This is a genomic window from Bacillus sp. FSL M8-0077 (assembly GCF_038050255.1).
GTDB lineage: Bacteria > Bacillota > Bacilli > Bacillales > Bacillaceae > Bacillus > Bacillus altitudinis.
The window spans coordinates 809,617-831,620 of the sequence record NZ_JBBPAF010000001.1 but is presented as its reverse complement, the minus strand read 5'-3'; the positions used below and the strand labels follow the sequence as shown (position 1 = coordinate 831,620).

General features: G+C 42.9%; 22 protein-coding genes. 7 read left to right on the top strand and 15 right to left on the bottom strand.

The features are described 5' to 3' along the window. Positions 1-52: 52 nt before the first annotated feature. The gene (locus tag NST57_RS04115) at positions 53-640 is read left to right on the top strand and encodes a DUF4309 domain-containing protein (protein WP_142154387.1); all 588 of its coding nucleotides are present in this window, start codon (positions 53-55) and stop codon (positions 638-640) included. 42 nt (positions 641-682) lie between these two features. On the opposite strand, the gene NST57_RS04110 is transcribed toward NST57_RS04115, so the two are convergent. Beyond that, positions 683-1,186 carry a DoxX family protein gene (locus NST57_RS04110; RefSeq protein ID WP_048002060.1) on the bottom strand — a complete coding sequence of 168 codons (504 nt, stop codon included), beginning with the start codon at positions 1,184-1,186 and terminating at the stop codon, positions 683-685. A gap of 195 nt (positions 1,187-1,381) precedes the next feature. On the opposite strand from NST57_RS04110, the gene NST57_RS04105 reads away from it, so the two are divergent. Beyond that, the gene (locus NST57_RS04105) at positions 1,382-2,140 is read left to right on the top strand and encodes a DUF817 domain-containing protein (RefSeq protein ID WP_341298109.1); all 759 of its coding nucleotides are present in this window, start codon (positions 1,382-1,384) and stop codon (positions 2,138-2,140) included. Between the two features lie 18 nt (positions 2,141-2,158). Here NST57_RS04105 and nagE read toward each other — a convergent pair whose 3' ends face one another. Further along, entirely contained in the window at positions 2,159-3,523 is a 1,365-nt protein-coding gene (gene nagE, locus NST57_RS04100) for an N-acetylglucosamine-specific PTS transporter subunit IIBC (protein ID WP_142154384.1), read from the bottom strand. 190 nt (positions 3,524-3,713) lie between these two features. Between nagE and map the strand changes: the two genes are divergently transcribed. From map to NST57_RS04085, 3 genes are all read left to right on the top strand, one after another. Beyond that, on the top strand, positions 3,714-4,463 hold the full coding sequence (gene map / locus NST57_RS04095; RefSeq protein ID WP_341298108.1) for a type I methionyl aminopeptidase: 750 nt from the start codon (positions 3,714-3,716) through the stop codon (positions 4,461-4,463). A 130-nt stretch (positions 4,464-4,593) separates the two neighbouring features. After that, positions 4,594-4,755, top strand: coding sequence for a hypothetical protein (locus NST57_RS04090; RefSeq protein ID WP_008341770.1), 162 nt, complete (start codon positions 4,594-4,596; stop codon positions 4,753-4,755). Between the two features lie 134 nt (positions 4,756-4,889). Next, positions 4,890-5,027 carry a YflJ family protein gene (locus NST57_RS04085; RefSeq protein WP_008341771.1) on the top strand — a complete coding sequence of 46 codons (138 nt, stop codon included), beginning with the start codon at positions 4,890-4,892 and terminating at the stop codon, positions 5,025-5,027. Between the two features lie 41 nt (positions 5,028-5,068). On the opposite strand, the gene NST57_RS04080 is transcribed toward NST57_RS04085, so the two are convergent. Next, positions 5,069-5,719, bottom strand: coding sequence for an MOSC domain-containing protein (locus tag NST57_RS04080; RefSeq protein ID WP_341298107.1), 651 nt, complete (start codon positions 5,717-5,719; stop codon positions 5,069-5,071). Positions 5,720-5,843: 124 nt separating this feature from the next. Here NST57_RS04080 and NST57_RS04075 point away from each other — a divergent pair, with 124 nt between their 5' ends. Further along, positions 5,844-6,116 (top strand): acylphosphatase, encoded by a 273-nt coding sequence (locus NST57_RS04075; protein ID WP_341298106.1) that lies wholly within the window; start codon positions 5,844-5,846, stop codon positions 6,114-6,116. Positions 6,117-6,130: 14 nt separating this feature from the next. On the opposite strand, the gene NST57_RS04070 is transcribed toward NST57_RS04075, so the two are convergent. The 3 genes from NST57_RS04070 to NST57_RS04060 all read right to left on the bottom strand — a co-directional run bounded on the left by NST57_RS04070 (position 6,131) and on the right by NST57_RS04060 (position 8,425). Then, a complete protein-coding gene (locus NST57_RS04070) occupies positions 6,131-6,556 on the bottom strand; it encodes a hypothetical protein (protein ID WP_142154378.1) in 426 nt (141 codons plus the stop codon). A gap of 100 nt (positions 6,557-6,656) precedes the next feature. Then, the gene (locus NST57_RS04065; RefSeq protein ID WP_048002057.1) at positions 6,657-7,763 is read right to left on the bottom strand and encodes a nitric oxide synthase oxygenase; all 1,107 of its coding nucleotides are present in this window, start codon (positions 7,761-7,763) and stop codon (positions 6,657-6,659) included. 104 nt (positions 7,764-7,867) lie between these two features. Continuing rightward, on the bottom strand, positions 7,868-8,425 hold the full coding sequence (locus NST57_RS04060) for a helix-turn-helix transcriptional regulator (RefSeq protein WP_142154374.1): 558 nt from the start codon (positions 8,423-8,425) through the stop codon (positions 7,868-7,870). Between the two features lie 113 nt (positions 8,426-8,538). Between NST57_RS04060 and NST57_RS04055 the strand changes: the two genes are divergently transcribed. Beyond that, positions 8,539-9,024 carry a phenolic acid decarboxylase gene (locus tag NST57_RS04055; RefSeq protein WP_008341777.1) on the top strand — a complete coding sequence of 162 codons (486 nt, stop codon included), beginning with the start codon at positions 8,539-8,541 and terminating at the stop codon, positions 9,022-9,024. A gap of 73 nt (positions 9,025-9,097) precedes the next feature. Here NST57_RS04055 and NST57_RS04050 read toward each other — a convergent pair whose 3' ends face one another. The 9 genes from NST57_RS04050 to NST57_RS04010 all read right to left on the bottom strand — a co-directional run bounded on the left by NST57_RS04050 (position 9,098) and on the right by NST57_RS04010 (position 21,994). Next, complete coding sequence (locus NST57_RS04050) at positions 9,098-10,729, bottom strand: M14 family metallopeptidase (protein ID WP_341298105.1); 1,632 nt, start codon at positions 10,727-10,729, stop codon at positions 9,098-9,100. A gap of 181 nt (positions 10,730-10,910) precedes the next feature. Continuing rightward, positions 10,911-12,209: a citrate:proton symporter gene (locus tag NST57_RS04045; RefSeq protein ID WP_142154370.1), complete on the bottom strand. Its 1,299-nt coding sequence runs from the start codon at positions 12,207-12,209 to the stop codon at positions 10,911-10,913. Between the two features lie 191 nt (positions 12,210-12,400). After that, positions 12,401-13,378: a tripartite tricarboxylate transporter substrate-binding protein gene (locus NST57_RS04040; protein ID WP_045034460.1), complete on the bottom strand. Its 978-nt coding sequence runs from the start codon at positions 13,376-13,378 to the stop codon at positions 12,401-12,403. A gap of 4 nt (positions 13,379-13,382) precedes the next feature. After that, positions 13,383-14,081: a response regulator gene (locus NST57_RS04035; protein WP_142154368.1), complete on the bottom strand. Its 699-nt coding sequence runs from the start codon at positions 14,079-14,081 to the stop codon at positions 13,383-13,385. A gap of 3 nt (positions 14,082-14,084) precedes the next feature. Beyond that, a complete protein-coding gene (locus NST57_RS04030) occupies positions 14,085-15,680 on the bottom strand; it encodes a sensor histidine kinase (RefSeq protein ID WP_341299182.1) in 1,596 nt (531 codons plus the stop codon). Positions 15,681-16,058: 378 nt separating this feature from the next. Continuing rightward, a complete protein-coding gene (locus NST57_RS04025) occupies positions 16,059-17,948 on the bottom strand; it encodes an exosporium glycoprotein BclB-related protein (RefSeq protein ID WP_341298104.1) in 1,890 nt (629 codons plus the stop codon). Between the two features lie 116 nt (positions 17,949-18,064). Beyond that, the gene (gene ribD, locus NST57_RS04020) at positions 18,065-19,147 is read right to left on the bottom strand and encodes a bifunctional diaminohydroxyphosphoribosylaminopyrimidine deaminase/5-amino-6-(5-phosphoribosylamino)uracil reductase RibD (protein WP_341298103.1); all 1,083 of its coding nucleotides are present in this window, start codon (positions 19,145-19,147) and stop codon (positions 18,065-18,067) included. 281 nt (positions 19,148-19,428) lie between these two features. Then, a complete protein-coding gene (locus NST57_RS04015; protein ID WP_142154362.1) occupies positions 19,429-21,186 on the bottom strand; it encodes a WD40 repeat domain-containing protein in 1,758 nt (585 codons plus the stop codon). Positions 21,187-21,190: 4 nt separating this feature from the next. Continuing rightward, positions 21,191-21,994: an SUMF1/EgtB/PvdO family nonheme iron enzyme gene (locus NST57_RS04010; protein ID WP_142154360.1), complete on the bottom strand. Its 804-nt coding sequence runs from the start codon at positions 21,992-21,994 to the stop codon at positions 21,191-21,193. Between the last annotated feature and the right edge of the window lie 10 nt (positions 21,995-22,004).

Genomic DNA, 22,004 nt, shown 5'->3' with positions numbered 1-22,004 from the left:
GTTTGATCCTTATGACACCGGGTATAGGTGAGGAAGGAGGGATTTATTGATCATGAAAAAAACAGCAGCTTTTCTCGTGACCGCTTCACTCACTTCTTCCACCTTATTTGCTTTCAGCCCGGCGATTTCAGCACACGCCCTGACCCAAACGCAGACAGAACAATCCATTCCTCAAGGTCCGAAAGCAGCACTAAACAGCATTTATCAGCTGGCACATAAAGGACAAATGCCATACTATGCAGAAGGACTCAAAATAGGTGTTCAAACAAAAAAAGACGTGCGGCATAAATTAGGACAGCCTTATCCAGCAACCGGGCAAAACGGCTTTGATTTGTATCATGCTGAGATGGGGAACCCTGGATTTGCTTTTCACTATGACAAAAAAGGCAAGATGAACGAAATCCGTTATTTTGGAACAAATGTAGAAAAAGAAACGAATATCGGAGGAATGACTCCTTCCCTATTAAAGAAACAGCTTGGACCAGCAGATTCAATAACCACCATCCCGCAAACAAAAGAGAAGAAATACGTTTATCAGACCGGTGATTACGAGCTCGAATTTATCGTCGGACATGATCCAGATATCAATCAGCACGAGCTGACTGTGGTGCATATTAACCTCATCAAAGCCGGTTCCTAAATAAAAAGCATCCTGAGTTTTCGCTCAGGATGCTTTCTTTTATTAAGATGCCACTTCTAAATGCGGCTTTCTTTTCAGTTTTCGCTTAAGGACTGGACCTGCTACATAATCAAGGCCAAGTTTTCCGGCATTTCCTTTCGCTGCCATAATGAAGACGGCGATCAGAAGAAGAAGCGGGTTAACAGAGACGGTTCCAGCTAGTAAGAAAGAGACATTCATCACGCTTCCAAAAAAGGCTGCCGTTGTTGTAAACAATCCGACAATTAGTCCTAGACCAACTAAGATTTCTCCCCACATGACCATGACACTGAAGAGTCCGGCATTTGGCAACGCGACATTTTCTAAAAACCAGACATAGAACGGATAAACAAGATGTCCATCTTTCACAACAGGTTCAGCTATGGCAAATTGCAAATATCCTGATGCATCGAATCCGCCTGTTAGTTTTCCAATACCAGATGTCAGCCAAGTCCATCCGATATAAAGTCTTGCTGCCAAGAGAATAACGGCTGCCCATACATTCGTTTGTAAGAATTTTGTAAACATGATGATGCCTCCTTTTAAATTATGTGAAATATTTCACATTTTCTTTATGATCTTATTATACTATGTAAAAAATCATTTGTGATCCTTTTCACATATATATTCACAAATTGTTCATGAATATCTAGTTGAGGTAAACTTTTCCCTTGCTATCGCCGTCTAAGTTATTTCAGACAGTGAAAAGGGGTTACATTTTGTATGAAAACATTATTTCATTTTGCTTATTTACAGGCCATTTCTTGTCTATTTCCTGTCATGATCTTTACGGCGCTTGCCCTATCAAAGGTCGTGTCTATTCCTTTTTTTCATCGATATGATGTTATTCTTCTGCTTTGCCTCATGGCACAGCTTCTCATGCTGACGCTGCGGCTTGAGACGCTGACAGAGTTGAAGGTCATTTGTCTCTTTCATGTGATTGGAATAGGCTTAGAAATCTACAAAGTACATATGGGTTCATGGTCCTATCCTGAAGAAGCTTATACGAAAATTTTTGGGGTCCCGCTCTATAGCGGCTTTATGTATGCAAGCGTGGCAAGCTATATTTATCAAGCGCTGACTCGGCTTCATGTGAAGGTGAAAGCATGGCCTCAGCCGTATCTTTCGATTGGGATCAGTTTATGTATTTACCTCAATTTCTTTACTCATCACTGGATCTATGATCTACGCTGGTGGCTGACATTACTCTTAGTGATTGTGTTTCAAAAAACAGTCGTTTCCTTTCAGGTCGGTTCATCGACCTTTCGTATGCCGCTTGTTATCTCGTTTCTGCTGATTGGCTTTTTTATTTGGGTTGCCGAAAATGTCACGACCTTTTTAGGAGCATGGCAATACCCAAATCAGCTGCATGCTTGGTCTCTCGTCCATCTTGGTAAAATCAGTTCATGGTTTTTACTTGTTGTCATCAGCATTGTACTGGTGATCGAACAGCGAAAACAAAAAAACGTTCAGCCCATTTAATCTGGCTGAACGCTTTTGTTAGTCTCGATCGACTTCCTTGCGAAGATCATTGGCGACAAATTCGACATTTGTTCCAATGATGATTTGTACGGAAGTTTTTCCTGACGTCAGTACCCCTTTGGCGCCTGCTTTTTTCAATGTACCTTCATTTAATAAATTTGTATCTTCTACTGTTAAACGTAGACGGGTCGCACAATGGTCAATTGTGGTGATATTGTCTTTGCCGCCTAGTCCCTCTACGAGCATACTTGCTCCAGCAGTCTGTGTATCATTCCTTGAGATATCTTCGATGTCATCATCTTCTCTGCCCGGTGTTTTTAGCTTTAACAATTTAATCAGGAAATAGAAAACAACAAAGTAAATCACACCATAGATGACCCCAACCACAAGTAACAGAATGGGTTTTTGCGCAATTCCAAAACTTAAAACGTAATCAATCGCACCTGCTGAAAAAGCGAAACCGCTATGAATGCCTAAGGTGTTGACAATAAAGAGCGAAAGACCAGTTAATATCGCATGAACACCATATAAAAGTGGAGATAAAAACATAAATGAGAATTCAATTGGTTCTGTGATCCCTGTAATAAATGACGTCAGTGCCATTCCAATCATAAGACCGGCTGTTGCTTTTCGTTTTTCAGGCTTAGCTGTCACAATCATCGCGAGACATGCCGCCGGCAGCCCAAACATCATCACTGGGAAGAAACCAGTCATAAAGACACCTGCACTTGGATCGCCTTTGAAGAACCGCGCTAAATCACCTGTCGCTCCACTGAATTCACCGAATTGAAACCAAAATAGATTATTCAGCACATGGTGAAGTCCTAATGGAATGAGCAAGCGGTTAAAGAAGCCAAACAGCCCGGCACCCGTTGCTCCAAGACTTAAAATCCACTCCCCCAAATCATTGATCACACTTTGAATTGGAGGCCATACATATCCAAAAACGGCTGCTAATAGAATGGTAAAAAGTGCTGTCATAATAGGCACAAGCCGTCTTCCACTAAAGAAACCTAAGTATTCAGGCAGTTTCGTGTCCTTAAATTTATTGTAAACGTAACCTGCCAAAAGTCCGCACAAAATACCACCCAATACCCCCATATTGTTGGTCGAATTGATCGATGTGGTACCAGCTGACAAAATAAAATAAGAGATCGCTCCAGATAACGCCGCTGCTCCGTTACCATCCTTTGAAATACCAATCGCTACACCCATAGCAAAAATTAAAGCCAAATTCGCAAAAATTGCATTTCCTGCCGCATGAATAAACGGGATGTTGAATACATCTTCCCGCCCAATAGCCAAAATGATACCCGCTGCAGGAAGCACAGCGATTGGAAGCATAAATGATTTTCCTAACTTTTGAAAAAACTGAAACACCATCTTATTTCTCCCCCCTTCGTCATCACCATGAACAAATCTCTCATGATGTTCATAAAAAATATATCATATGCACATCTAGTTATCTATACCAATTTGTCCACATCTCACCCAAATCTCAGCCTTTACTCTTTTGACGTAAAATGTGGTAAGCTATTGAATAGAATGAAGTTATAGAAAGCGGGAATGAACAGTGATTGTCAAACATGATCATCAGTTAGAAGCCTTAAAAAAAGTCGGCCGAATTGTCGCTTTGGCAAGAGAAGAAATGAAAAGCCAAGCGAAGCCAGGCATGTCTACAAAAGAATTAGATTTGATTGGGAAAAAAATATTAGAAGAGCATGGAGCAAATTCAGCTCCTGAAAAAGAATATGATTTCCCCGGTACGACTTGCATCAGTGTAAATGATGAAGTCGCGCATGGCATTCCAAGTGAAAAAACCATTTTACAAGAGGGCGACCTCATTAATATTGACATCTCAGCAGAGCTTGATGGATATTATTCCGATACTGGGATTTCATTCGTTTTAGGTACAGGAGATGCTCGTCTTGAAGCATTATGCCAGTGTGCAGAGGATGCATTCCTTGAAGGATTAAAGCACGCGAAAGCCGGTAAAAGACAAAATCAAATTGGCCGTGCTGTCTACAATACAGCGAAAGAACAAGGATTTACTGTCATTAAAAACTTGACAGGACACGGCATTGGGAAAAGCCTGCATGAAGCACCTAACCATATTTTGAACTATTATGATCCATTCGATAATGCTTTGTTTAAGAATGGGACAGTGATCGCCTTTGAACCTTTCATTTCAACAAATGCTGAATCGATTTATCAAGCAGATGACGGCTGGACATTTAAAACACCTGATAAGAGCCTGGTCGCACAGATTGAACATACGATTGTGATCACAAAAGACGAACCGATTATTTTAACAAAGCTGTAAGCAAGCGGGTCCCCTCCTTCACTGGAGGGGATTTCAGCGTGTAGACAAACCCTTTCACGAATCTGTCACGACTAAACAAAAATGCCTGTGGTAAAATAGGCAAAGATATGCGAAAGGGGTCTTATTTGATATGTGGTTCATCATCATCGGTGTTATCTTCTTTATTGAAAGTATTATTTTAACGGTTGTAGGTATTAAGAAAAAACAATCTATGATGACCTACCTCGGTATTGTCATCATGATTATGACAGTCGGCATGATCATCGTTACCCTCAACCCGCCAAATTCATAAATGTTCATTTCCAGCATATACATGGATCATAGGCAGATAGAATCAGTTTTCATTTTTAAACACCTGCACACTTTTCACGTCCTTTTTTGAGATGTTACAATGCAGGCAGTTTCCATTGAAAGGAGTTTTCTATCATGCATTATGGTAGCAAAGGCTGGTATGTCGAAGAATTAAAGAAGCTTGGTGTGACCAAGCATGAAGGAAGAAAGCTTCAAAGCTTTAAAACTTATTTCCTTGCAAATCTTCTTGAGCAAAAGAAAACGAGCTCTTAAATGTTGAAAAGCCGTACATCCATAGCAGATGTACGGCTTTTTTATATGGGCTGAACACGTTTTTCTAAAGACTTCCTGACCACATCTGCTAAGGCATCTACTTCAAGAACCGCTTTCAGCCTGTTTTGATCTACTTGACGGTATTTAACTTCATTGACTTCGTGGACTGTGATGGAATGGGGCGCTTTTTTGACTAACATAAGAGCTTCATCAGGAGAGACCATTCCTTCTTTCAGCACACGTAAATAAAAACCGGTATATCCCGTTTGCTGCACTTCCTTCACAAGCTTCATGTTTCCATGCTTAAGAGAGAGCTTCACACATGGCTGTCTTGGCTGGCTGACCTCAACAAGCGCTTCCCCAAACTGAAATACATCTCCAATACGGACTTCTGTCTCTACAAGCTGATGCACGGTCACGTTTTCACCGAAGGCTGCGTCCTGTAACGACACCCCTAAAAATTGCTCAAAGTAAGGATAGTGATCATATGGAAAGACACAAACGGCTTTATCATCACCTCCGTGATGAACCAAATCACCTTGGCCGTCTCCATTAAAATGAAGCTTGCTCAAATAAACAGGCTCGTGAATACGCTTTTTGTTGATGGCTGTTTTGATTTCTTTACCATTCACATAGGTGGTGATAGGTTGTCCTACTTGAATTCCTTCGATGTCGTACCTTGTCTGCCCCACTCTCGCCCATCTCCTTTGATTGTCTGATTGCCTTTTATTTTACATGGTTTGACAGTCAAATCATAGTCGGTACGTGAAGGAACGAGACAGGTTATGGTACGATGAGAAAAAAGGAGAGTTGACATTGGTTCATTATCACGCTATTGTAAAAGGGCGAGTGCAAGGAGTCGGCTTTCGTTATTTTGTTCAAGGAGAAGCCATCAATCGAGGGATGAAAGGATGGGTACGCAACACAGATGAGGGTCACGTGGAGTTAAAAGTAGAAGGAGAGCAGCAGGAGGTTTTTGACTTTTTAGAGATCGTCCGTAAAGGCAGTCCTTTTTCAAAAGTCACACATTTGGACATGGAGCCGCTCACCACGTTCGCCCATTATCAAGACTTTCGGATTAGAGGATAGTTGATGTGTGTCCTTTATTTCACAACAGTAAATGGGTTTGCAACATAATAACCAATCAAGGTTGTACGTGAAGCATCTTTGTAGAGACTCACATGAACATCATAATTGGCTGATCCACTGTTAGGAAGTAATAAATGAGTAGGTGCTGCGAAAGTGTTTTGTCCAGAGATAGACCCTTCGTGTGTAAAGACTGGTGTCACTGGAAAAGTAAGTTTTCGAACAGCAGCTGTATAATAAAGTGTATCATTTGTTGTTGCTGTCATGTTGACGTTAACCTGAGGATGAAGCGAAGTATAAGTTGAACGATCGGTTGTCACCTTTAAATCGATGTCATTCTGAACCATTGCTCCAGTAGTTGCTTTAGCTCTTTCATCACCTAGTGGTAGAAATCCGTTGAAACTGAATACAGCCAAAAATATGAGCAACGTCATTTTTTTCATCTCTATTCCCCCTTTTTGATTTCACCGCCATTAAACCATCATTTTCCAAATCAAACAACATTCAAAAGACTCATTTCATACAAAAAAACCTAGCTTTTCGCTAGGCTCTTTCCGTCCCGTGGTAGGGTTTTTCCTGATAAAAATAATTCGGTTTCACGATCGTATTGTCATAGTGACGATGGAAGATATGCGTAGCAGCTGGTGATACTGGCGGAATCAGCCATGTCCAATCACCAGTCAGCTTACGGTCAGCCTTTTCTTCCTGTTTTTCAAACTGCTTGAATTGATGGGCTGCTGTATGGTGATCCACAATGGTTACCCCTGCCTCGCGATAAGAGTGCAGAACCGCGACATTCAATTCGACAATGGCTTTGTCTTTCCAAAGTGACGAATTTTTTGTTGTATCGAGCCCTAAAATAGAAGCGACTTTTTTCAACATATTGTAGCGGTTTTCGTCAGCTAGATTACGTGCGCCAATTTCTGTTCCCATATACCATCCATTAAACGGTGCCGCATTGTAATGAATGCCACCAATTTCTAATTTCATATCAGCAATAATCGGAACAGCATACCATTTCAGTCCTAAATCACCGAATCCATCATATTCAGGATGAGTGATCTCTACCTCTTGAACAATCTCTTTCGGAAGATCATACAGAACCGGCGGCTGATCTTTTAGCTGAAACATCAGTGGCAGAAGGTCAAAATGCGTGCCTTCGCCTTTCCAGCCATGCGCTTCACACAACTTGGTTAATTCAAGTGATGCCTCGTCCCCAATGATGCCATATTCCGACTCATATCCCGCATAACGAACGAGCTGATGATTATAAATAACGACTTCCTTCCGTCCCTTATTCTCTGGTGGGAAGATGGTAATGGACGGTTTGATTTTACCCCCATTTGTCGCATACTCAATATGATGAAAGAGTGCCTCCTTCACCTCATCTTCTGTTGTCACGTGCCGGCAGTCATGCACATGCAGTGTTGACCAAAACAAGCGCCCAATGCACCGGTTGCTGTTGCGCCATGCCATTTTTGCCCCGTGAGCTAATTCTTCCTGCGTATGAGTATACATGCCGTCAGACTCAATTTCTTTTTTTATTTCATGCAGACGTGCTGCTTTTTCTTCATTTGACTTGCCTAATTCTTCATAGCATAAAGAAATAAAAGCTTCTGCTTCATTCCACAACGCTTCTTGGTTACTCAAACATACTCGCCTCACTTTAATACGAATATATCCATTGTATCGGTTTCTATTGATAAATTCACTTGTTTCAAACCATTTTTTATCATATCGTGCGACGATTGTCCTTAGACAATGGATGATTCAATGACTTCAAGGGTCTTTTGGAGCCAGCGAACATACCCTTTTTCCCTTTCAATTGCTCTTGTCAGCACTAAATAATGCCCGAATTGTGTTGAATGCAGTGATTGGGCAGATGGATCTTCTTCTGTTAAAACGTTCAGTTTCTGTTCAAGCATCTCTACTTTCTTTGTTCGCTCTAGCAGCTGATGTGCGAACAGACCGGCCGCTTCTTTTTGATCCATAGATGAGATAAAGAACGTTTTTAGCATAAATTCATCTTTTGTTGTGTCTGGAATCGGGCCTTTTTTCCTTAACCATTCATGCAGTTCTCTTTTTCCTGCATCAGTGATTTGATAGACCTTCTTCTCTAGCTTCTTTCCTTGTATGTGAATATCAAATTCAATAAAACCCTCTTCTGTTAGCCGCTTTAATTCAGGGTAAATTTGACTATGCTTCGCACTCCAAAACTGTCCAAGGGAATCTTCAAAGTGTTTCTTCATATCGTATCCCGTCAGCTCACGCTGATCTAGTAAGCCAAGAATGGCATATTTCAGTACTCTCATGACATGCCTCCAACGCATATTCTTTGACAATAGTATACCATACACCCTAAAATAAACATGTAAATCATGACATGTTTACAATAACATCATTTTAATTGAAAGAAGGAATAAACATGGATCAATTCGTTGGACTTCATATGATTTATACGTATGAAAATGGCTGGGAATATGAGATTTACATTAAAAATGATCACACCATTGATTACCGCATTCATAGCGGAATGGTTGGAGGCCGCTGGGTTCGTGATCAAGAAGTGAATATTGTGAAACTGACAAAAGGGGTATACAAAGTTTCCTGGACGGAACCGACTGGGACAGACGTGTCTTTGAACTTTATGCCTGAAGAGAAACGCATGCATGGCGTCATTTTCTTCCCAAAATGGGTGCATGAACGTCCAGATATCACCGTTTGCTATCAAAATGACTATATCGACCTCATGAAAGAATCCCGTGAAAAATATGAAACATATCCGAAGTATGTCGTACCAGAATTCGCAGACATTACGTACATTCACCATGCTGGGGTAAACGATGAAACGATTATCGCAGAAGCACCGTATGAAGGCATGACCGATGAGATCAGAGCTGGACGAAAATAGAAAAAGCGGCACGCACTGTGCCGCTTCTAGATGGTTGACAAAGGGCTAAAAAGTTACTTCATTTTAGCCCTTTTTATTTCATACCTAACGTCTTTTGAGATAACAAGAATCGGTAAACTGGTAGTTCATCGCCTACTTTCGATGCAATAAAACCTGACGACATATAGCTGTCTTTTGATTCTGGTTCAAGGGCAAGTGACAACAAATTGGTCTCTGGCTGTGCCGTCACATATACCTTTGTTCCTTTTGGCAGCTGACGTTTCTTTTCAACGAGTCTCGTTTCAAGCTGAATATCTGTTTTGCTTGTTTCCACTCGTTTTGTCACCTGATAGGCTTGTACTGGCACTTTCATGCCAACAGGCAGTGTCACACTTTTTAATCCTAAAGTTCTGAGCTTTCTATCTACCCCTTCATGCCCTGGGAGAATGAGATAAGCTGTCGGCCGTTCTCTTGTCAATACAGGAACCGCATCACTTGCACTATGAAAACGTACCGGGACATTGGTGGTTTGTCCTTTCTCAATATCCACCATTTCAAGTGAATCGTTCACAGGCGCCTTGAAAGCATCTTGAATGACTACTTGATCATCATCATTTGGTTGAAGACCTTTTTTCACAAGTTTCAGCCGCTCCGTCACCATTTGCTGCTTCACCTGCTTGGCATGCTTCACCGTTGTCTCAATGATTTTTTCATGAGTGGTGACTTGTGCTGCCACGCGCCGGGTAAAGTCCTCTCTGCCAATTCCAATCCCCCTGCTTTCTACAAGAAATGAAATAGCTGGTGAAAGTGCCAGGGCATTTCGGCCAATTCGTGCATCAGTTCCACCTTCATAAAGATCGATCTTTCCGTCCTTCCCTCTTGTGTTTGTATAATATAAATCGTTGGAAAATCCCTTATTCGTCAATGTTTCACGCACTCCGTTGACGTACAATTCATTTGACGTGAAACGAATACTTTCAGGAATGTTCAAATTCTTACCGGATAATATCAGCAAATCGTGATATTTGAGAGCACCTGATGCACCGATATCTTCAAACTGTTTTTGACCGACATCATATTCATGGGCATCGATGACGACCTCGGGCGCAAAGCGATTAAATTCTTGATGAAGGGCTGTCAGCTCTGGAGATTCTAGTGTCATGTGGTCACGGTTGCCATCCATTCCGTTTGCAAGCCTGCGGTCAAATGCATAAGAACCATCTGGATTGATTCTTGGAACAATGATGACGTTGACATGGCTCAGTATACGCTCTCCTTCATCACCTGCTAGTCGTTTGGCGATGACAAGGGCAGATTCACCGGAGGCTGGTTCATTTCCGTGTATTTGTGCTTGAAGCCAGATCGTTGGCTTTTTTGACAGTGGAGAGATGTGACGATCCTTTGTAAAATAGAGGGCTGGAATGGACCTGCCTTCAATGGATGTTCCAATCTGTTTTTGCGTGGCGTAAGGACTTTTACTGACAATGTCACGTAAAAAATCTTGAAGCTCTTCCTGTGTGGTAAATGCTTCTCCTTTTTTCTGAAAAGCAGGAGTATCAAACGTTTCGTCAGGCTCAGGATACAGTTTTTGAACCGAGGCTGGCTGCTCATAGCTTTTTCCATAATAAGGGGCCTCTGCATTCGCTGAAGCTGGGGTCACCATCGACAAACTTCCTGCCATGAGGCATACAGCAGCAAAAAGAATGGTACTTTTCTGTTTGGACATGCTATCCTCTCCCTTCGTTGATTTGCATTATAAAGAAAAAAACAGCAAAAGTGTCAGTATTTTTCAAAAATATATCTTTTGGAGGAATCAAGTCTATTTTTATATAGGGCAAATGAATGGATGTTGCCCTGCAATAGGACCTAAAAAAGAGCGCCTGCATGAGCAGCAGACACTCTTCTCATTACCAGATCGAAATGGCCCCAATTAGAACCGCCATCACTGTCATGGCGACGACTGCAAGAACCGCCCATTTCATGCCAAATTTCTGATGCTGATCTAGTGATACCCCAACGAGTCCAACGAGTAAATGAGTTGATGGAACAAGTGGGCTTAACATATGAATCGGCTGACCAATGATAGATGCTCTCGCAATCTCAATTTTATCGACACCGTATGCTGCCGCTGTTTCTGATAGGATTGGCAGTACCCCATAAAAGTATGCATCATTCGGCATAAAGAAAGTGAAGATCCCGCTTGTTAACGCCACAATGACTGGAATAAACCCGCCAAGCTGCTCTGGAATAGCCGAAACAATCGAAATTGCCATTTCATCAACCATTTTCGTCCCAGTTAAGATGCCTGTAAAAACACCTGCCGCAAAAATCATCGAAGCAATCGCCAAAACGTTTGTTGAATGAGCCGCAATCCGCTCACGCTGCTGTTCTAGATTCGGATAGTTCACGATAATGGCGACACAGAAGGCAAGAACAAACAGAACCGTTAAGCTTACTTTTCCTGACACAAGCAAGAGAACCAAGAGCAAAGTCAGTGTCAGGTTAAACCACCAAAGTTTCGGTCGTTTTATATCATCTTGCAGTGCTGCTGCCATTTCATTTGCATGAATGGGCTGATCTAGCTCAATGACACCAAGACGTTTTCTTTCGGATTTTCCAAGAAAGTAGGAGACAACGATCATACTAAGAACCCCTGCACCAATGACTGGAATCATCGGGCCAAATAAAAGTGATGGATCAACGCCAAGTGCACTTGCCGCTCTAGGTGTTGCCCCTCCCCATGGTATCGTATTCATAATCCCCATGCCGACTCCGGCAATACCCGCTAAAATAATCGGACGAATGCCAAGCAGTGTAAATAACGGAAGCATGGCTGTTGTTGTAATCATGTACGTTGTGGTTCCATCACCGTCAAGTGCGACAAGCATCGTCAGGACAGCTGTTCCGACAACAATTTTTAATGGATCGCCTTTGACGATGTTTAAAATTTTTGCCACCATCGGATCAAATAAACCTGCATCAATCATAATCCCGAAGTACAAAATGGCAAACATGATCATGACCGCCGTTGGTGCAACTTGCTGTACACCTTTCACAATCATGTCTGAAATTTCTGTAAAATGAAAACCTGCAATAAGAGCAAATGCAATCGGTGTTAATACCAATGCCGTTAAAACAGACATACGTTTCGTCATAATCAAAACCATAAATACAACCATCATAAGAAATCCTAAGATCGCTAACATTTTGTTCACCCCTTATGTTGTATACGCTTTCATTAAATGTTGGTATCCCATTTCCAACCCTTTCTGTCATGATATCTGACGCCTTAATTGAAGTAAATATTATGAATTTTAATTCTTTTTTGGTCGATAAATGCTTTTTGTTCATTTTGTGCAATCGTTGTTGTTTGTTGGTTACATGAAAAAAAGCGGTCTCATTTGACCGCTTGTTCTCCTTGTATAAATTGCTCATAACGCCTTAATTGATCTTCCATATAGATCTTTGCTTCTTTACTGTTCATATAACGGCCTGTCCAGCCTTTTTGTTTTAACTGCTTTTTCCATGACTTCGTTTGCGTCATTTTTTGAAGAAGTTGATCCCATGCTCGAATGTCGTGCTGATTCATTTGCTTTGGTCCCATCACACCACGCCAATGAGAGAAGATGAGCGGAATCCCCTGTTCTTTCCAAGTGGGCACGTCTTTAAATCCCTCTAAACGCTGATTCGTTGTGGTTGCGACGAGCTTCAGTCTTTTCTTTTCATAATCATGACGAACCTCTGTAATGGTCGTAGTTGCCGCATCTACCTCATGGTCAATGAGCGCTTGAAATAAATCATCTGCACTATCAAATTTCAAAAACTGAATGCGGTATGGATCAATCCCTGCCATTTCGGCAGCCCGTGCAAATGATATTTGATCATCATTTCCAAAATCCGGGGCAAACCCAATTTTTAAGGAATCTGGTTTCTTTTTTAATGCGTGTAATAGCTCCTTTCCATCTGAGAAAGGAGAATCAACTGGCACTGCGACTACCTGCCACTCTTCCGCAAGAATAGCGAGCGGGGTGACATCATTCATGGTCACGTTACTGCTGCCCAGCAAATTACGGCTTAATAATAAGCTTGAATTTAAACTGATATAATTGGCATCTCGCTCCATCATATAGGTCCATCCTTTATCAACCGTTCCGCCTCTTTGATAAAGAATATGCACAGGCTCTTCCACTAGCTTTTCTTGTTCTAGCACGGTTTTCATCACTTGAGCTGTTTGGTCAAATCCGCCATCAGGTACACCTGATACCACAATGTATAATGGGCTGTGCTCCAGGAAAGAATCTTTTGCTGTTTTTTCATTAAAGGTGAGCGTTGTACAAAGGCAGACCAAAATGAGTAGGAGTATTCCTTTTTTCATTTTTTTATGACTCCGTTTGTTTTTTGGCGGGATAATATTTTCGTTCTGGTCTACCAATGATTCCATACGCCAGCTCTGCCCGGCATTCTCCCGTTGTCACAAGATACTCTACGTATCGTCTTGCTGTTGTACGTGATGCGCCCATTTTTTCTCCGAGTTCTTCCGCTGTAATTCCGTTCATCTCTGCTGCCATGAATGTTTTCACTTTGTCCAAAGTCAGTGAATTAATGCCTGTTGGCAAGTCTCGCTCATCCTTTTGCTGCGATTCTTCCTGTATTTGACCAAAAAACAGATCAATCATCGTTTGATTGACTTCATCTTTTGAATTGATTAACTCTCGCTTCTCTTTATATTCGGTTAAAACCTGTGTGAATTTTTGGGCGGTCACTGGTTTGATTAAATAATGAACCACTCCATAATGCAGTGCGTCTCTTAACAGCATCGTTTCCGTTGCAGCCGTGATAATGATCACATCCACTTCAGGATGGCGCTCTCTTAACAGCGGCAAAAGGTTCGTGCCGAGCTCATCAGGCATGTAGACATCAAGTAAAATGAGATCCACTTGTTCTTTTTGAAGTGCCTCACACAGATCCTTTGCACTCTTTGCCTTGCCGGCAACTTGAAAGCCTTGTACCTTTTGTATATAAGATTCATGAATCGCAGCAATTCGAAAATCATCTTCCGCAATGAGTACCTTTATCACAACCTATTCCCCCTTTGTGCCTTTCGGTATGTAAACAGTGAAGATGGCACCGCCTTCTTTTTGGTTCGCAACTTCAATCCAGCCCCCAAGTTCATCTAGCACTTCTTTGACATTGGCAAGTCCATAACCTCGCCCTTCTCCCTTTGATGAATGTCCTCTTGTGAAAAGTTGTGAAATGGCTCCTTCATCTACACCGTCCCCTGAATCAGATACCTCTATGATAATATCAAATCCAATATCTGTGATGAACAAGCTGACTTCTCTTTTCTCTTTATTCAATACAGCCTCAAACGCATTGTCTACGAGATTGCCAATGATGGTGATAAAGTGAGATAAACTCAAATGGGCTGGGAGCGGCTCCAATGAACTATTTTCATCAATGTGAAAATGAACCTTTTTCTCAGATGCCTTTCCTAACTTCCCAAGTAAAATGGCTTGTATCTTCGGAGAGCGAATTTGCTTCATGAGTAAATCATGCTGGCGATTTTGAAGTGTATACTCTTCTTTAATTAAATCAATGGCTTCATCCACTTGTTTCAACTCAAGCAAGCCTAAAATAGCGTACAGCTTATTCGAAAATTCGTGTGTTTGTGCTCTCAAGTCTTCTGAATATTGACTGACCTCTGTCAATGTATCCAGCAGCTTTGTCAGCTCGGTTTTCTCCCTAAAGCTCACAATTCCTCCAAATACTCGATTGTCCTGCACCACTTTTTTGACATTTAACACGAAGGTTTTATCATTGACGACTGATTCTATGTTAGGTTCTATCATCTCTTCTTTTAGATAGGATAGAAGATTGGCATTTGGCAACACTTGATCAATATGAAGAGGCAGCGTTGAAGAGACGCGTAGCATCTGTTCAGCTGACGTATTCATCATCGTAATGGCACCTTTACGGTCAAATGCAATGATTCCCTCTTTAATCGCATGCAGCATCGCTTCTCTTTCTCGATACAATGAAGCAATTTCATGCGGTTCAAGCCCTAATATATCTTTTCGAATACTCCTTGTTAAAAAAATGGCTCCAAATACCCCAGGCAGCAAAACAAGAAGGGCAATATAACTTAATTTGAAGAGTTGATGAGCTGTCGCTTGGTCGATATCTCTTTTTAAAAATTCGACGCTGACGGTCCCAATAATTTCTTCATGACTGCCTGTTTCTTTCATGATCGGAGCACTTCCTCTGACAACGGTTTCACCACCAGAATCACCCGTTGATATGGAGGTTCCTCCAAATAGCAGTGTACTTCTTCCTTCTGACACACTGATGGTTTTTCCTACATCCTCATGATTCGTATGAAAAAGAACCCTTCCTTTTTGATTGGTGATAAAAATGGCATGCGCTCTTACTTGCTCTTTCATTTGCTCAAGCACAGCCTGTTCCTCATTTTGGGAATCTCCCGTGGCCACCGATGTTTTTATAGGTGGCATATATGAAATCGTTCTAGCCGTTTGCACCGCCAGCTGTTCAGCTTGGCTCTGCCTTTCTGACGTCTGCAGAAAACCAAAACAAATGGTCAATAACGCAATGACAACAAGCAAAAGACCAATAATTAACCCCAAAATTTTTGTTTGTAAAGTGACTTTTTTTTTGCCTATCCTCACCGCCACAACCCCTATTTTCAATAGATCAATAGAATATTCTCTAAGAAAATCATATCATTTTTCCCTTGAATGTTGAGATAAAAAATTTCTACTGGGAGAAAGGAAAAAGAGGACGACTCTATCAATAGGTTCTGAGGCTTTAAGGTATCCTTTTATTCAAAAGGCGCTTCATACGTTCAAATAAGCAAAAGATTTAAGGAATCTGAAACCGTTGTTCATTGAGAACAATGTGTTAGCCGATAACACAAATTGAATGAATTCCCTCGTAATAATGCACCTCATTGATCATCAAAGTATTTTCTTGATGATCAAACAAATTTGATGTTGAACATAAAAAAGAATGGCTGAATGAACAGCCATCCTCTAAAGATACTAGCTAATTGTTAAACCACCGCTTGCATAACCAGCTATTGCGTTCACAAGCGAAAGACCTGTAGCTGTTGCAGAGAAGTTAAGAAGTAATCTCGTTTCCGGTGTAACTGGAATATTCAGACCCGTTATAATTCCGTTACTGACCTGACCGATCGAAACAACTCCAGTTAATGGTGGACTTAATGTGACTGAAGCGCCCGGTATCGCAGTAAACGTATTGTCCGGCGTCGTCGAAGAATATAACTGTGCGACGATCGTAACGGTGGACCCTACTAAAGCTAATGCAGCAGTTACACTAAAATAAGCAGCAAGTGACGTAATAACACCTGATCTCGGAACAGAGAAAGACATATTTAATAACGTTCCGCCCGCTCCTGTTAAATCGATTTGTCCGCCTACAATACTAACTCCTGTTGCGACGTTTCCAAAGCCAACTAAGCTTGTTGTTCCAACTAAACCTCCTGCAATCGTAGTAATTGCGACCGGAAGTCCAGATGCAAATGGAATAATAGCACCTGGTCCTGTCGCTCCCGTTGGACCGGTATCTCCTGTGGCTCCCGTGGCTCCTGTGACTCCTGTCGCTCCAGTTGGACCTGTATCCCCGGTCGCTCCAGTTGGACCTGTATCCCCGGTCGCTCCCGTGGCTCCTGTGACTCCTGTCGCTCCTGTTGGACCTGTATCCCCGGTCGCTCCTGTTGGACCTGTATCCCCGGTCGCTCCTGTTGGACCTGTATCCCCGGTCGCTCCTGTTGGACCTGTATCCCCGGTCGCTCCCGTGGCTCCTGTGACTCCTGTCGCTCCTGTGGCTCCCGTTGGACCCGTATCTCCTGTGGCCCCCGTGGCTCCTGTTGCTCCCGTATCTCCTGTGGCCCCCGTGGCTCCTGTTGCTCCCGTATCTCCTGTGGCCCCCGTGGCTCCCGTTGGACCCGTATCTCCTGTGGCTCCTGTTGCTCCCGTGGCCCCTGCGGCTCCTGTGGCTCCCGTATCTCCTGTGGCCCCCGTGGCTCCCGTTGGACCCGTATCTCCTGTGGCTCCCGTGGCTCCGGTGGCTCCGGGATCTCCCGTGGCTCCTGTTGCTCCTGCGGCTCCGGTAGCTCCGGTGGCTCCTGTTGCTCCCGTATCCCCCGTGGCTCCGGTGGCTCCCGTAGCTCCCGTTGGACCTGTGGCTCCCGTTGGACCTGTGGCTCCTGCGGCTCCCGTGGCTCCCGTAGCTCCTGTGGCTCCGGGATCTCCGGTCGCTCCCGTTGGACCTGTGGCTCCGGTGGCTCCGGTGGCTCCGGTAGCTCCCGTAGCTCCTGTGGCTCCGGTGGCTCCGGTGGCTCCGGTGGCTCCGGTAGCTCCCGTAGCTCCTGTGGCTCCGGGATCTCCGGTCGCTCCCGTTGGACCTGTGGCTCCTGCGGCTCCCGTGGCTCCGGGATCTCCGGTCGCTCCCGTTGGACCTGTGGCTCCTGTGGCTCCGGTGGCTCCCGTGGCTCCTGTGGCTCCGGTAGCTCCCGTAGCTCCTGTGGCTCCGGGATCTCCGGTCGCTCCCGTTGGACCTGTTGGACCTGCATCTCCCGTGGCTCCGGTGGCTCCTGTTGCTCCTGTTGCTCCTGTTGCTCCTGTTGCTCCTACTCCTGGTCCTGTTGGTCCTGTTGGACCTGCTGGGCCTGCTGGACCTGCTGGACCTCTTCTTCCTCTTCCCCCTGGCGGTCCTTGAATGACACACACACAAGGATCTTTTCCGCAGCATGGATTTTTTACTGGTTTCCTTGGTTTACCTGACTTACCTTTCTTACAACTATCACATTCCCAGCCATCATCCTTATACGCATCATACCAGCTTCCTTTTTGGTAGTGGTCTTTTGGATGGGTTGGAAATACTTTTCCGCATTGTCTACATTTTCTCATAGAATCACCCCCATCCATCGTATTCATCATGATCGGTAAAGGTGTATGTACAATTTTATTTTTATAAAAAAAATTGAAAGGTCTTGCACTCTACGTGCAAGGCCCTCTCTCCTTCGTTAAAATATCATCGTCATTTTTAAATCTTTTCCTACCATACTATATTCAATATTCGCTGGACGGATCGCCTTTTTTAGTTTTTTTACACCTTCTCCTTCAAAAAAAGTAGGTGCATCTTTCCCTCCAATCAACAAAGGTGCCATATAGATAACAGCTTCGTTCACAAGGGATGCTTCTAAAAATGAAGCACTCACACTGCCTCCTGCCTCTACAAGCACTGACATCACAGAGCGCTTCTTCAACATGCGTAACACATCTTGAATATCTGTCCGGTGTTCTCCGCTTGTGACAAATACTTGATGACCTTTTTGTATCAACTGTTGATACTTTTGATGATCATAATTTTGTGATGTACAAATCATGGTTTCTGCCATATGATCTGTTAAGCATTTGGCATGAAGCGGTATCCTTAATGTTGAATCTAAAATGACACGAATGGGCTGATGGTTCAATGAATCCTTTACAATTAAGCCGGCATCATCTTGAATAATCGTCTCCACTCCTGTGAGCACCGCATCTGCTTCTTGACGTAACCGCTGCACTTCTGTTCTCGCTTCTATTCCAGTGATCCATTTGCTTTCTTGATCAGCCGTGGCAATTTTCCCATCTATTGAAATAGCTGATTTTAAAATGACATATGGAAGGTTCGTTTGCATTAAATGAAAAAAAGGAGCATTTAAACGATCTGCTTCCTGTTTGCATATTCCTTGCACTACTTCAATTCCAGCCTTTTTCAAAAAAGCAATTCCTTTACCTGCAACAACCGGATTCGGATCTTGGGTGGCAATCAGCACTTTCTTCACTCCACTTTTGATGATCGCTTCGGTGCAAGGGCCTGTTTTTCCGTGATGTGTACAAGGTTCGAGCGTTACATACATGTCTGCTCCCTTCGCCTTTTCTCCTGCCATTTGCAGCGCATGAATTTCAGCATGAGGCTCTCCCGCCTTCAGATGAGCACCTATTCCAACGATCTCACCGCTCTGAACAATTACTGCACCAACAAGCGGATTGGGTGAGGTTTGTCCTTTCATCGCCTTCGCGTTGGCAATCGCCAGCTTCATATAAAAAACATCGTCTTTCATCTCGGACTCCTTTCTTCTCTCAAGGGAAAGAACTCCTTCAGAAAATGAAGGAGTTCTATTCTCATGGGCTATATTTTCTCCATCCGTTTCTTTTCAGATCGATCATAGTAAGGCAAGGAATAAAACAGTTTATATGATGCTCGTTGTTTACAAAAACAGCATTTGCGACATTCATATTTATTAATGAGGAGCACATGCGGACAATTGAGTACAGTTAGGCCTTTTTTCATATGTTCCTTGCAAACACTTATCATGAGAATCCCCCGCTTACATTCTTTTTCTTAATGAGAGATTACTTCTTTCGGAAATTGTTCAAATAAGCGCAGTACTTCTGTATGTGTACCATCTTCTCGAATATGATAAATACCACCGTCATATGAACTTGCATACACATCATTTCCTAGTTGCCTAATGGCACTAATACCATTCTTAGCAATTCGAATCGGACCTGTATTGACATCTAGCTCTGGATTCCATACCACAATATACCCCCAATAGTCTCCGCTCACGATATAGCCAGAGTCTGTCACAGTGATGGATTTAATGGAATATTGATGCTCGTTGTGCTGATTTAAAATTCTGCCTGTATGCAAATCAAACAATCGGACGTTTTTATCACGGCTGACAATGGCAATACGATCTCTTTTGCTATCAATAAATACATCATTTAACAGCTCTGTCGCCCCGATATATTCTGCTGTTAAGGACAAGCTCTTTTTATCAAGAAGACAGATGGTTCCTTCAACTGCCGCTGTGATGATATGATCCCCTTCTACCTTTAATGCTTTGACCGCGCAATCATGTGCTTTAGAACGGCCGATTTCCTTTAAGTGTTCTGTCGAAATGACATGCACATAACCGCCATAAGTGCCGATATAAAATTGACGATCCTCTTCATGAAAATACACACTATTGACAGGACCTGTGTTGAGATCAAAAGAGACCATTTGCTGCAATGACTCGTGTACAATATGCACCTGACTCGCATGATCGCCCCATGCATAATAGCTTCCATCCCGAGCAACAGCCACTCCATTTGTGAGAACACCTGTTGATTTTGCGATTTCGATTCCATTTTTTCTGAATTTTCCGTCATCTGATGCAGTGATAATATCACCCGCTTCAGTCAACGCAATATCATTAATAGAAGGTGTCGCCAATTCCTGCTCATCAGAGATCACTTTTCCTTCTTGAATGGACCATTCACAATACGTTTTCCCAAAGCTGGCGCCTAAAATGGCCTGCTCATCTTCTGTCCAAACAAGCGAGCGCTCCCATTGATATTTATGAGGCAGCAGTGTATCAATTAAATCACCGGTTTCATAATTCCAGAGCTTAATTAAATGGTCATATCCCGCTGTGAGCAAGTAGTTACCGCTCGGTGAAAAATTCACACGTTTCACGCCTTGTAAATGAGCTTTGATGATTTTTTTCTCCTGTAATGTAGCGGCATCATAAATGATGACCGTGCCATCGTCTCTGCCGAGGGCGAATACTTCTTTTTGATTGCTTCCGCTGATGGTATCCAGCTCATAATCAAACGGGCCAATTTCACCTACAATTTCTCCTGTTTCATAGAGCCATACAAGGACATAGCCATCGTCACCAGTTGTATAAGCTTTATCCTCATGAATCCATACAGCTAATACATCCTTGCTATGTCCATGAAATTCTCTTAAAATGGCTCCCGTTTCAATATCCCAAACTAAGCATCTTCTATCTCTGGACACCGATACAAGAAGCGTATCCTGCTTCGCAAATGCGACAGCTTCCACATCATCCGCATGACCATATAGCGTACGAATTCTTGTATGTGTGGCAGTATCATATAATTGAATGGTATAGTCTGACGATGCACTCGCTAAATACGTTCCATTTTCCGAAAGGGATAAAGAGTTGATGATATGCTCGTGACTGCCAATGAATGTTCCTTCTCCCGTGGCACGGTCCCATTTATAAATACAGCGGTCATAGCCGCCTGTGTAGACAATTTGGTCATGCTGAGTTGATAAAACGGATGTAATCGGTCCTCTATGCATGGTTTTACACTCCCACCTTTATATGTTGTTTTTGACGAGTAACTAAACGAAAACCAGTAAATCGAAAAACAGGGTCTGGGTGTTTCCCGTGTCTTCTTGCGACTCTGCATAAATCTCCGCCTCTTGCGAAGGAGCCGCCTTTTAAAATGTAGTAATCACTGCCGAGTGTCTCGGTTAAATCATCTACAACCCCAATCCCGCCTTCATATATGTGATACTTGGTGTTGACCCATTCTTCGACATTGCCACCCATATCATATAGTCCAAATAGGGATCTTCCTTTTTCGTAATGACGGACAGGTGTCGTTTTTTCAATATTTGATTCGTGCGTATTACAGTAAGAGGGATCAAACTCATCTCCCCAAGGATATTGATTTCTTGTCTTGCCCCGGGCAGCATATTCCCATTCTTCCTCAGTAGGGATTGATACCTCGTATCCAAGCTTCCCGCTTAGCCACTGACAAAATGAGAAAGCTTCCTCGATGTCCATGCCCCAAGCTGGATGGTCTTTTCCTCCGCCAAGCTCTAGGTTCGTCAAGCTCTCTGGATAAGGCTTTCCTGTCTCGTCGCAATAGCTTTGATACCATTCATTGGTGACGACCGTATCTGAGATGAAAAATTCGCTCATATACGGCTGATAAGATGGAAATTCTTTGTACAGCCATTTTTGAAATTTTTTCTCACGGCCATAGGCTGGATTGAGAAGTTTGTCCTTCCAAAATTCTGATGCCTTTTTCATATCTTCTTCGTTACTTCCAATCGTCGCATAGCCGCTTGGGATTTGAATCCAATTGATATCAGGTTTCACGCTTTTCTCC

What these genes read in the sequence shown, in the direction of transcription:
- NST57_RS04115 (WP_142154387.1), top strand. Translation starts at nt 53, where the DNA reads ATGAAAAAAACAGCAGCTTTTCTCGTGACCGCTTCACTCACTTCTTCC.
- NST57_RS04110 (WP_048002060.1), bottom strand. Translation starts at nt 1,186, where the DNA reads ATGTTTACAAAATTCTTACAAACGAATGTATGGGCAGCCGTTATTCTC.
- NST57_RS04105 (WP_341298109.1), top strand. Translation starts at nt 1,382, where the DNA reads ATGAAAACATTATTTCATTTTGCTTATTTACAGGCCATTTCTTGTCTA.
- nagE (WP_142154384.1), bottom strand. Translation starts at nt 3,523, where the DNA reads ATGGTGTTTCAGTTTTTTCAAAAGTTAGGAAAATCATTTATGCTTCCA.
- NST57_RS04090 (WP_008341770.1), top strand. Translation starts at nt 4,594, where the DNA reads ATGTGGTTCATCATCATCGGTGTTATCTTCTTTATTGAAAGTATTATT.
- NST57_RS04085 (WP_008341771.1), top strand. Translation starts at nt 4,890, where the DNA reads ATGCATTATGGTAGCAAAGGCTGGTATGTCGAAGAATTAAAGAAGCTT.
- NST57_RS04070 (WP_142154378.1), bottom strand. Translation starts at nt 6,556, where the DNA reads ATGAAAAAAATGACGTTGCTCATATTTTTGGCTGTATTCAGTTTCAAC.
- NST57_RS04060 (WP_142154374.1), bottom strand. Translation starts at nt 8,425, where the DNA reads ATGAGAGTACTGAAATATGCCATTCTTGGCTTACTAGATCAGCGTGAG.
- NST57_RS04055 (WP_008341777.1), top strand. Translation starts at nt 8,539, where the DNA reads ATGGATCAATTCGTTGGACTTCATATGATTTATACGTATGAAAATGGC.
- NST57_RS04050 (WP_341298105.1), bottom strand. Translation starts at nt 10,729, where the DNA reads ATGTCCAAACAGAAAAGTACCATTCTTTTTGCTGCTGTATGCCTCATG.
- NST57_RS04045 (WP_142154370.1), bottom strand. Translation starts at nt 12,209, where the DNA reads ATGTTAGCGATCTTAGGATTTCTTATGATGGTTGTATTTATGGTTTTG.
- NST57_RS04040 (WP_045034460.1), bottom strand. Translation starts at nt 13,378, where the DNA reads ATGAAAAAAGGAATACTCCTACTCATTTTGGTCTGCCTTTGTACAACG.
- NST57_RS04025 (WP_341298104.1), bottom strand. Translation starts at nt 17,948, where the DNA reads ATGAGAAAATGTAGACAATGCGGAAAAGTATTTCCAACCCATCCAAAA.
- ribD (WP_341298103.1), bottom strand. Translation starts at nt 19,147, where the DNA reads ATGAAAGACGATGTTTTTTATATGAAGCTGGCGATTGCCAACGCGAAG.
- NST57_RS04015 (WP_142154362.1), bottom strand. Translation starts at nt 21,186, where the DNA reads ATGCATAGAGGACCGATTACATCCGTTTTATCAACTCAGCATGACCAA.